At 65.8% G+C, this 8,896-nt stretch carries 10 protein-coding genes; 3 read left to right on the top strand and 7 right to left on the bottom strand.

The window, feature by feature from the left end; translation table 11 throughout:
• Both ACZI8W_RS14135 and ACZI8W_RS14130 read right to left on the bottom strand, forming a co-directional pair.
• The coding region (locus ACZI8W_RS14135) for a helix-turn-helix domain-containing protein (RefSeq protein ID WP_463369114.1) at window positions 1-299 on the bottom strand (299 nt) is incomplete at its 3' end.
• Window positions 299-466 (bottom strand): recombinase family protein, encoded by a 168-nt coding sequence (locus tag ACZI8W_RS14130; RefSeq protein WP_463369113.1) that lies wholly within the window; start codon window positions 464-466, stop codon window positions 299-301. The genes ACZI8W_RS14130 and ACZI8W_RS14135, both read right to left, overlap by 1 nt.
• A gap of 378 nt (window positions 467-844) precedes the next feature.
• On the opposite strand from ACZI8W_RS14130, the gene ybaK reads away from it, so the two are divergent.
• The gene (gene ybaK / locus ACZI8W_RS14125; RefSeq protein WP_463369112.1) at window positions 845-1,342 is read left to right on the top strand and encodes a Cys-tRNA(Pro) deacylase; all 498 of its coding nucleotides are present in this window, start codon (window positions 845-847) and stop codon (window positions 1,340-1,342) included.
• Between the two features lie 21 nt (window positions 1,343-1,363).
• On the opposite strand, the gene ACZI8W_RS14120 is transcribed toward ybaK, so the two are convergent.
• Entirely contained in the window at window positions 1,364-2,110 is a 747-nt protein-coding gene (locus ACZI8W_RS14120; RefSeq protein WP_463369111.1) for an SOS response-associated peptidase, read from the bottom strand.
• 79 nt (window positions 2,111-2,189) lie between these two features.
• On the opposite strand from ACZI8W_RS14120, the gene aroA reads away from it, so the two are divergent.
• Both aroA and rsgA read left to right on the top strand, forming a co-directional pair.
• Window positions 2,190-3,476, top strand: coding sequence for a 3-phosphoshikimate 1-carboxyvinyltransferase (gene aroA / locus ACZI8W_RS14115; RefSeq protein ID WP_463369110.1), 1,287 nt, complete (start codon window positions 2,190-2,192; stop codon window positions 3,474-3,476).
• Window positions 3,443-4,462, top strand: coding sequence for a ribosome small subunit-dependent GTPase A (gene rsgA / locus ACZI8W_RS14110; protein WP_463369109.1), 1,020 nt, complete (start codon window positions 3,443-3,445; stop codon window positions 4,460-4,462). Before aroA ends, rsgA begins: the two co-directional genes overlap by 34 nt.
• Window positions 4,463-4,530: 68 nt before the next feature.
• On the opposite strand, the gene ACZI8W_RS14105 is transcribed toward rsgA, so the two are convergent.
• The 4 genes from ACZI8W_RS14105 to ACZI8W_RS14090 form a co-directional block, all read right to left on the bottom strand.
• A complete protein-coding gene (locus tag ACZI8W_RS14105; RefSeq protein WP_463369108.1) occupies window positions 4,531-5,766 on the bottom strand; it encodes a fatty acid desaturase family protein in 1,236 nt (411 codons plus the stop codon).
• Window positions 5,767-5,827: 61 nt separating this feature from the next.
• Window positions 5,828-7,123: a fatty acid desaturase family protein gene (locus ACZI8W_RS14100; RefSeq protein ID WP_463369107.1), complete on the bottom strand. Its 1,296-nt coding sequence runs from the start codon at window positions 7,121-7,123 to the stop codon at window positions 5,828-5,830.
• 63 nt (window positions 7,124-7,186) lie between these two features.
• Window positions 7,187-8,317, bottom strand: coding sequence for a ferredoxin reductase (locus tag ACZI8W_RS14095; RefSeq protein ID WP_463369106.1), 1,131 nt, complete (start codon window positions 8,315-8,317; stop codon window positions 7,187-7,189).
• 74 nt (window positions 8,318-8,391) lie between these two features.
• A complete protein-coding gene (locus ACZI8W_RS14090) occupies window positions 8,392-8,895 on the bottom strand; it encodes a DUF6912 family protein (RefSeq protein ID WP_463369105.1) in 504 nt (167 codons plus the stop codon).
• Between the last annotated feature and the right edge of the window lies 1 nt (window position 8,896).

Genomic DNA, 8,896 nt, shown 5'->3' with positions numbered 1-8,896 from the left:
GCCTCCTTCGAGTTCTCGGCCCACCACGGCGCCACCACGTGTTTACGCACGTTCCACTGCTTACGCAACGCCGGTAGCGACCATCCCAACGACGGTGTCAACTCGTCCTCGGCGATACCGTAGGTGCGTTCGGCCTGCCGTTGATCCATCACCGCTTTCACCAACGCGAGCATCGTGTTGTGCGCCTTGCGGGCACCACCCGCGTGCGAGCGGAATGCCCGCACCTGGGTGGGTGTGGGGTCGAGCGCGTACCGGTAGGCCTGCGCGGTCCAGCCGTGCGGGATCTCGAACCTCGCCATCAGGAACTCGCCTCGACCGGGCCGTCCTGCGTGGTGACGGTGACCGTGCGCATCGCACGAGTGCGCGCACGGCGGTGGCCGTAGAGGCGACCCTGCGCCGGCAGGGAGGCGATCGGATGCTCGGCTCCGAGCCGGGCCCGGCGGTCGCGGTATGTCACGATGATCATGCTCGCAGCAGGGTCCGACACAGTCTCGGGTGTGCCCTGCGCGAGGTGTCCCGTCCACGCCGGACCCGACCTCGGTGAGCACCGGGATCGGGTCGGTTCGTGGTGGCCCACACCGTGAGCGTGGTTTCCTGGTGGTCCGGGTCGCTGCACCGAGGGTGCAGACCCGCGGGTGCATCACCGGGCCGGTGAGCTGGCACCGGTATCCGGGTCTGAGGGAACCTTCGGTAGGGGTCTGCGGGTGCGTGTCCCGGGTACGGCCCGCTCGGTTGGTGTCACGCGTCTTGGGGAATAGAGATTCGGTCATGTTTGTTCATATTTGTTCACAGAATGTCGAGCAGTTCGCAACCCCCTCGACCGCGCCCCACTTACAGTGATGCCATGGCTTCGACCTCCACGCCCGCGACGACACTGCTGACTCGCGAGAACGTGGCCTTCCGCGTGCACGAGTACGCCCACGACACTCGGGCCACCTCGTACGGCAGCGAGGCGGTGGATACCCTCGGTGAGCGTCTCGGCGTTGCACCTGCCCAGATCTTCAAGACTCTGGTGATCGTGCACTCCGACGGCTCCCTCGGGGTCGCAGTGATTCCCGTTCCCGAGACGCTGTCCCTGAAGGCCGTCGCGGCCGCACTGAACGGCGGAAAGGCCGCCATGGCCGAACGCACCGACGCCGAGCGCTCCACCGGGTATGTGCTCGGCGGAATCTCACCGCTCGGGCAGCGCAAGCGGCTGCGCACCGTCGTCGATTCCTCTGCCGTGAAGTGGGATCGCGTGTTGTGCAGCGCCGGGCGTCGCGGCCTCGAGGTCGAACTGGCGCCCGCCGATCTGATCCGGCTCACCGGTGCCGTGGTCGCTTCCGTTACCGCCGCCCACTGACGGCGGTCCGGCTGCGGCCGACTAGAGCAAAGTCGGCTGGTCGCTCTGACCGTCGTCGGGCGCCACCAGTTCCGGGCCCTTGTTCCGGACGCTGTTGACCTTGTCCGACACACGGCGGATCTCGATCCCGGCGACTGCCTCTGCGCTGGGCACGATCAGATCCGGATGCCCGAGGCTGTCGGGATCGAGCCAGGCGTCCCATCGTTCAGGCGGCATGATCAGGGGCATGCGGTGATGCACATTGCTCAACTGCGCAATCGAATCAGCAGTGAGAATAGTAGTACTGAGCAGCGGTGATACCTCAGAACTGCGCGGATCATGCCACACCGCCCACAGCCCTGCCAGGTAGATGCGCGACCCATCGCCCCGCGACATGAAGTACGGAACTTTGCGGGTCTTGCCGCCGGAAGCCGGTTCGGCCTGCCATTCGTACCACCCGTCCATCGGGACGAGGCAGCGCCGGTAGCGGAGCGACTGCGCAAACGACGGTTTGATCGCGACCGACTCTGATCGGGCATTGAACAGCGGTGCGTTCTTGCCGACCTCCGTCGCGAACGACGGCACCAGGCCCCAGCGCATACGCCGGATCCGACGCCGCGCCGCGCTGTCCGGAGCTTCGCGATCGTGCCGTGCCACCACAGTGAGCACACCGGTGGTGGGCGCCACGTTGTACTCGGGCACGATCTCGGCGTCGCCGGTCTCGTCGATCGCATCGAGTTCGGCTGCCAAGGTCGCCGGATCCGCCGTGGTCGCATACCTACCGCACATGCCACGAGTGTCGCAGCCATGCCCGACACCTCGCCATTTCACCGCACCGGACCATCCGCAGTCGGACGTCGGCAGGTCGATGGGCGAAGATGGTCGGGTGAGCCTGTGGAAAGCACCCCGAGCCGTGACCGCCATCGACGCGTCCGTGACGCTGCCCGGATCGAAGTCGATCACGAACCGCGCCCTGATCCTGGCTGCGCTGGCCGACGGGCCGTCGACGATCACCGGAGCTTTGCGCAGCCGCGACACCGACCTGATGATCGGTGCGCTGCGCGCCGTCGGCACCGCAATCACCGACCGCGAGGGCGGCACCACCCTCGACATCACCCCCGGCCGGTTGCATGGCGGCTCGGTCGAATGCGGCTTGGCGGGCACGGTCATGCGGTTCGTACCGCCGGTAGCAGCGCTCGCGACGGCCGACGTGCACTTCGACGGCGACGAGCAGGCACGGGTGCGCCCGATGGGCACCGTTCTCGACGCCCTCCGTAGTCTCGGCGCACGCATCGACGGCGACTCGCTGCCGTTCACCGTGCGGGGCAAGGGCGGGGTACGCGGCGGCACCGTCACGATCGACGCGTCCGGCTCGTCACAGTTCGTTTCCGGCCTGCTCCTGTCGGCGGCCGCATTCGACGAGGGTGTCGTCGTGCACCACGACGGCAAACCCGTACCGTCGATGCCGCACATCGACATGACCGTCGAGATGTTGCGTGCCGCAGGGATTTCCGTCGACACATCCGACGCGAACACGTGGCGAGTTTCGCCCGGCACGATCAAAGCACACGACGTGACGATCGAACCCGACCTGTCGAACGCCACACCGTTCCTCGCCGCCGCGGCGGTCACCGGCGGCACCGTCTCGGTGCCGCAGTGGCCCGCGACGACCACCCAGGCCGGGGACGCGATCCGCGGCATTCTCGAGCTCATGGGCGCCGACGTGTCGCTGACCGACGGCGTGCTCACGGTGCGCGGACCGGAGCGCCTCGTCGGCATCGACGTCGACCTGCGCGACGCGGGTGAACTGGCCCCGACGGTCGCGGCCGTCGCCGCACTCGCCTCCTCACCGACGATCCTGCGCGGGATCGCGCACCTGCGTGGCCACGAGACCGATCGGCTCTCCGCGCTCGCTGCCGAAATCACCGGTCTCGGTGGTGACGTCAGCGAGACAGACGACGGACTGCACATCCGGCCCGCGACACTGCACGGTGGAGTGTGGCGGTCCTACGCCGACCACCGGATGGCGACGGCGGGGGCGATCATCGGTCTCGCGATCGACGGGGTCGAGGTCGAGGACATCGGTACGACTGCCAAGACCTTGCCGGGATTCGACGTGCTGTGGGAATCGATGTTGACGGGAGCCCACTCCTGAAGCGGCGACAGTACGACGAATCCGATGTCCGGGTCCGCCCGGGCAGAGGATCACGACCGCGCACCAAGGATCGGCCGGCCCACCACGATGCACTGGACGGGATGGTCGTCTCTGTCGACCGGGGCCGCTGGGGGGTGGTGCTCGATGGCGACCCTGCGCGCGCCGTTACCACCATGCGAGCCCGGGAACTCGGCCGGACGCCGATCGTCGTCGGAGATCAGGTGGGCGTGGTCGGCGATCTGTCGGGACGGCCCGACACGCTCGCCCGCATCGTGCGTGTGGACGACCGCACCACCGTACTGCGACGCACCGCGGACGACACCGACCCGTACGAGCGGGTGGTGGTAGCCAACGCCTCACACCTGCTGATCGTGGTCGCGCTGGCCGACCCGCCACCGCGCACCGGCCTCGTCGAGCGCGCGCTGGTGGCCGCATACACGGGTGGTCTGACGCCGGTGCTGTGCCTGACGAAGAGCGACCTGGCCGATCCAGACGAGTTCGCCGCACATTTTGCAGATCTCGCTGTCCCGGTGGTGCTCGCCGGGCAGGACGACGGCCTCGCCGAGCTGACCGCACTGTTGCAGGGCCGTGTCACGGCGCTGATCGGCCATTCCGGGGTGGGCAAATCCACCTTGGTCAATCGGCTCGTCCCCGACGCCGAACGCGCCACCGGCGTCGTGTCCGGAGTGGGTAAAGGACGTCATACGTCCACGCAGTCCGTGGCACTGCCGCTCCCGGCCGGCGGTTGGGTGGTCGACACGCCCGGCATCCGGTCGTTCGGACTCGCGCACATCGAACCCGACGACGTCATCGGCGCATTCTCCGATCTCGCGGTCGCCGTCGAACAGTGTCCGCGCGGGTGCACCCATCTCGGCCCGCCCGCGGATCCCGAGTGCGCACTCGACAAGCTCGAAGGTCAGTCGTTGCGCCGGGCGATGACCGTACGAGACCTGCTCGCCGCACTGGCCACGAACGACACCTGGTAGGCCATACGTGCGCGAGCCCGGCCTCGCCGAAACGAAACCGGGCTCCCGAGTCTGTTCGCGACGTCCGGTCAGCGCATCCCGAGCACACGGCGGACGAAACCACGCTTACGGGTCTTCTCGATGGTGGTGGCCAGACCCAGCCTGCGCCCCGTGACCGGATCCACTTCGGCGGCCCCGCCGAAGCCGACCTCGGACGCGGTTTCCGGCGCTGCGTCACGCGTGTCCGTGAGGTATTTGTCGGGAAGCGACAGCTTGGCGATGGTTCGCCACGACTTCCAGTACTGCACCGCGAGCGGACCGGTCGTGTACGGCAGGTCGTACTTGTCGCACAGTTCGCGCACGCGCACCGCGATCTCGGCGTACCGATTCGACGGCAGATCCGGGTAGATGTGGTGCTCGATCTGGTAACTCAGATTGCCGGTCATGAAATCCATGACCTTGCCCCCCGAAATGTTCGCCGACCCCAGCATCTGTCGCAGATACCACTCGGCGTGGGTCTCGTTCTCGATATCGTTCTTGGTGAACTTCTCGGCACCGTCCGGGAAGTGGCCACAGAAAATCACGGCGTTGGTCCACAGGTTGCGGACGAAGTTGGCGGTGGCGTTGGCCTTGATCGTCGACTTCCACGCCTTCCCGGTGAGCGCCGGGTAGACAACGTAGTCGCGGAGGTTCTGCTTGCCGATCTTGGCGAGTACCTCCTTGCCACGGACCTTCGTCAGTTCGCGATCGTCACGGCCCTGGATGACCTTGCCGAGTTCGAGTAACTGAATCGCGATCCCGTACTGGAACAGGGAGGCGAGGAGCGCGTTGTAGGCGATGTTGCCGAGGTAGAACGGCTTCCAGCGCTGATCGCGTGTGACCCGGAGCAGACCGTATCCGACATCGTCGTCCATGCCCAGGATATTGGTGTACTTGTGGTGGTGGTAGTTGTGGGTGATCTTCCAGTGCGCTGACGGGTCGGCGTTGTCCCACTCCCAGCTCGCCGAGTGCACCTCCGGGTCGTTCATCCAATCCCACTGCCCGTGCATCACATTGTGCCCGAGCTCCATGTTCTCGATGATCTTCGACAGGGAGAGCATGGCCGTCCCGAGAATCCAGAGGGGGCGTTTCCGTGAACCGAGCAGGACGACGCGCCCTCCGATCTCGAGTCCACGCTGCAGCCGGATGGTGTTACGGACATAGCGGGCATCACGCTCACCGCGCGACTCTTCCACGTCGCGCCTGATCGCGTCGAGTTCGCGGCCGATCGCCTCGACGTCGGCCTCGGTGAGGTGCGCGTACTCCTTGACATCCGAAATCGCCATGCAGTTACCCTACCGTAGGTTACGGCTCCGTAGGTTGATGAGTTCGCCGCTGTGACCGGAATCACGAACGACTGGGCGCGAGCGTCTTCCCCTGTCGCACAGCAGCCTTCGCGCGACGTGCCGCTACTGCGTGCTCCGCATGTGCCCGCAGCGCGGTCAGCAGACCCCGTCGCCGGCCTGTGATCGGGTCTGTGGTGATGGTCGGCAACGCCACATTCGCACGCAGTTGCCGGAACTTGCGCTCGGACGATGTCTCGGGCGCGTCGTCGGATGTCGCCTTCAAGAACCTGTCCGGAAGTGCGAGCTTGTGAATCGTCCGCAGGGCGAGCCAGTACTGACGCCCCAACGATCCGGTCGTGTAGGGCAGATCGTATTTTGCGCACAACGCACGGACCCGGGCCGCGATCTCGGGGTACCGATTGCTCGGCAGATCCGGAAACAGGTGATGCTCGATCTGATAGCTCAGATTGCCGGTCAGGAATCCCACGATCTTGCCGCCCGAGATGTTCGCGCTACCGAGCAACTGACGCAGATACCACTGCGCGCGCGTCTCTCGTTCGAACTCGTCGGGAGTGAACTTCTCCGCACCGTCCGGGAAATGCCCGCAGAAGATCACCGCGTACGCCCAGATGTTGCGGACGAGGTTCGCCGTGAGATTCGCCTTCAGCGTCGACCGCCACGCGGGGCCCGTCACCGCAGGAAACAGCACGCAGTCCTTGAGAACCTGCTTGCCCGCCTTGAGGGCGAATTCCTTGTTTGGTCCCGAATTCCATTGCGTACTAGGAATACCGGCAAGGTCTTTCGTAGCCGACAGATCGTGCAGCGCGATACCCCACTCGAAGGTCGCGGCGAGAATCACGTTCGCCACCGGCTGCAGGAGGTTGATCGGACGCCATTTCTCGTCGCGGGTCATCCGGAGGATACCGAATCCGACGTCCTCATCCATCCCCACGATGTTCGTGTAGGTGTGGTGCGCGTAATTGTGGGCGCGCTTCCATTGTTCGGACGGGCCCGTCTGGTCCCACTCCCACGATGTCGAATGGATCTCGGGATCGTTCATCCAATCCCACTGCCCGTGCATCACGTTGTGCCCGAGCTCCATGTTCTCGATGATCTTCGACAGCGACAGCGCTGCGGCACCGAGAAGCCACCACGTCCGTTCTCGCGACCGGAACAGCGCCACACGCCCGACCACCTCGAGGGTCCGCTGCAACCGAATGGTGTTGTGGATGTACCGCGCATCACGCACACCGCGCGAACGCTCGATATCGTTTCGAATCGCGTCGAACTCGCGTCCGAGTGCTTCGACATCGGCGTCGGTCAGATGCGCGAATTCTCGAATATCGCTGATAGCCAACGGGGCCCTTCCCCCTGTGTTGAACGACGCTGTGGTGAACGACGCTGCATGGGAACGACGCGGTCAGGCGTCGAGCGTGCAGTCGCCTGCGGCCGCGGAGATGCAGGTCTGGACGCGCTCGCCCTCTGCATGCTCCTTGCCCGACCGGAGGTCGACGATGTGCCCTTTGTCCAACGGCACCACACAAGTCTGACAGATTCCCATGCGGCAGCCGAACGGCATGAGAGCACCGACACTCTCCCCCGCCTCGAGCAGAGTGGTTGCGCCGTCGATGGTGACCGTCTTGCCCGACTTCGCGAAAGTGACCGTACCGCCGGATCCCGACGTGTCGGCACGGGAGACCGCGAATCGCTCGAGGTGGAGCAACTCGTCGATACCCGCGTCCTTCCAATGGGCAGCGATATCGTCGAGCATCGCCTGAGGTCCGCACGCCCAGACGGTGCGCTCACGCCAGTCCGGGCACACCTCGTCGAGACTCGACAGGGCGAACTTGCCCTGTTCGCGCGTGAACCGCACGTGCGACCGGAACCGTTCGTGGGTCTCGTCGAACCCCTCCAGTTCGGAACGGAACATCACGCTGTCGCGGGTGGGTGCCGAGTGGACATGGACCACATCCGGGATCTCGGCACCGCGCTCGGTCGCACGACGGTCGAGCGTCCGGAGCATCGAGATGATCGGCGTGATGCCGCTGCCTGCTGTGAGGAAGAGGATCTTCGCGGGGGGCGGATCAGGAAGGACGAAGTCACCCTGCGGGGCCGCGAGCCGAATGACGGTTCCGGCCGGAACACCGCTGACCAGGTGACTGGAGAGGAAACCCTCGGGCATCGCTTTCACAGCGATCGAGATGAGTTTGTCGTTGCGAACCGGCGTGGAGGTCAGCGAATACGAACGCCAATGCCAGCGCCCTTCGATGTGCAGACCGATGCCGATGTACTGTCCCGGCTCGTACTCGAAGTCGAAACCCCAGCCCGGACGGATGACGATGGTGGCCGAGTCGGGCGTCTCCGAACGCACCGCGACGATGCGACCACGGAGCTCACGTGCGGACCAGAGCGGATTGACCAGATGAAGGTAGTCGTCGGGCAACAGCGGCGTGGTCACGCGTGCGACGGCACCACGCACCACATTGGACAGGGACCGCTCCGAAGACACGACATGGGCCGCCGGCTTCTCGATCCATTCCTTCAAACCCATCCGACACCTTCTCCTCGCTGATTCCTACGCCACCGTAGGTTAGCAGAAGTTACGGTGGCGTAGGTTACGAGACCTCAGAGAAGTTCGAGCAGGAACGGTAGCTCCTGAGCGGCGTACCACGCGAGTTCGTGGTCTTCGGCGTCGCCGAGCACGAATTCTGCTTCTTCGTCGCCGAGATCGGCCGCGTCGATCATCGCCACGGCACGCGCCACGTCGCTCTCGGCAGTACCGAGGTCGACGTGGACCGACGCGACAGCCGACATCGAGAGCGCCGCGTCGAGCCTCACCACCGCATCGTCGAGATCGGGTCGGGGTGTCGCACCGTCGACATCGGCCGCGATCACGACCCGCCTCGGTCCGAGGGTCCCGGCGTTGTCCTCTGACCCGAGCAATCGCAGTGAGGCTCGGGCCGCCTCCCCCATCGCGACCTCGGCCAGCTCGTCGTCGTCCCCTGCGGTGTATGCCTCACGCAGCGCAGCAGTGACGGCGAAGGCCGTCCCGCTCACGGCATCGATTTCTCCGTCGGCCACGAGCCGCTGCAACATCGCGAGCGTCGCCGGTACATAGACGCGCGTCACT

The sequence above is a fragment of the Rhodococcus ruitaii genome (genome assembly GCF_055230935.1).
The sequence above is the reverse complement of the archived record's forward strand: the minus strand, read 5'-3'. Positions and strand labels throughout refer to the sequence as shown.

Excerpts from the sequence above, each read along its gene's own strand:
- ybaK (WP_463369112.1), top strand. The coding sequence starts at position 845 with ATGGCTTCGACCTCCACGCCCGCGACGACACTGCTGACTCGCGAGAAC.
- ACZI8W_RS14130 (WP_463369113.1), bottom strand. The coding sequence starts at position 466 with ATGATCATCGTGACATACCGCGACCGCCGGGCCCGGCTCGGAGCCGAG.
- ACZI8W_RS14105 (WP_463369108.1), bottom strand. The coding sequence starts at position 5,766 with ATGGCGATTTCGGATGTCAAGGAGTACGCGCACCTCACCGAGGCCGAC.
- ACZI8W_RS14095 (WP_463369106.1), bottom strand. The coding sequence starts at position 8,317 with ATGGGTTTGAAGGAATGGATCGAGAAGCCGGCGGCCCATGTCGTGTCT.
- ACZI8W_RS14120 (WP_463369111.1), bottom strand. The coding sequence starts at position 2,110 with ATGTGCGGTAGGTATGCGACCACGGCGGATCCGGCGACCTTGGCAGCC.
- aroA (WP_463369110.1), top strand. The coding sequence starts at position 2,190 with ATGGGCGAAGATGGTCGGGTGAGCCTGTGGAAAGCACCCCGAGCCGTG.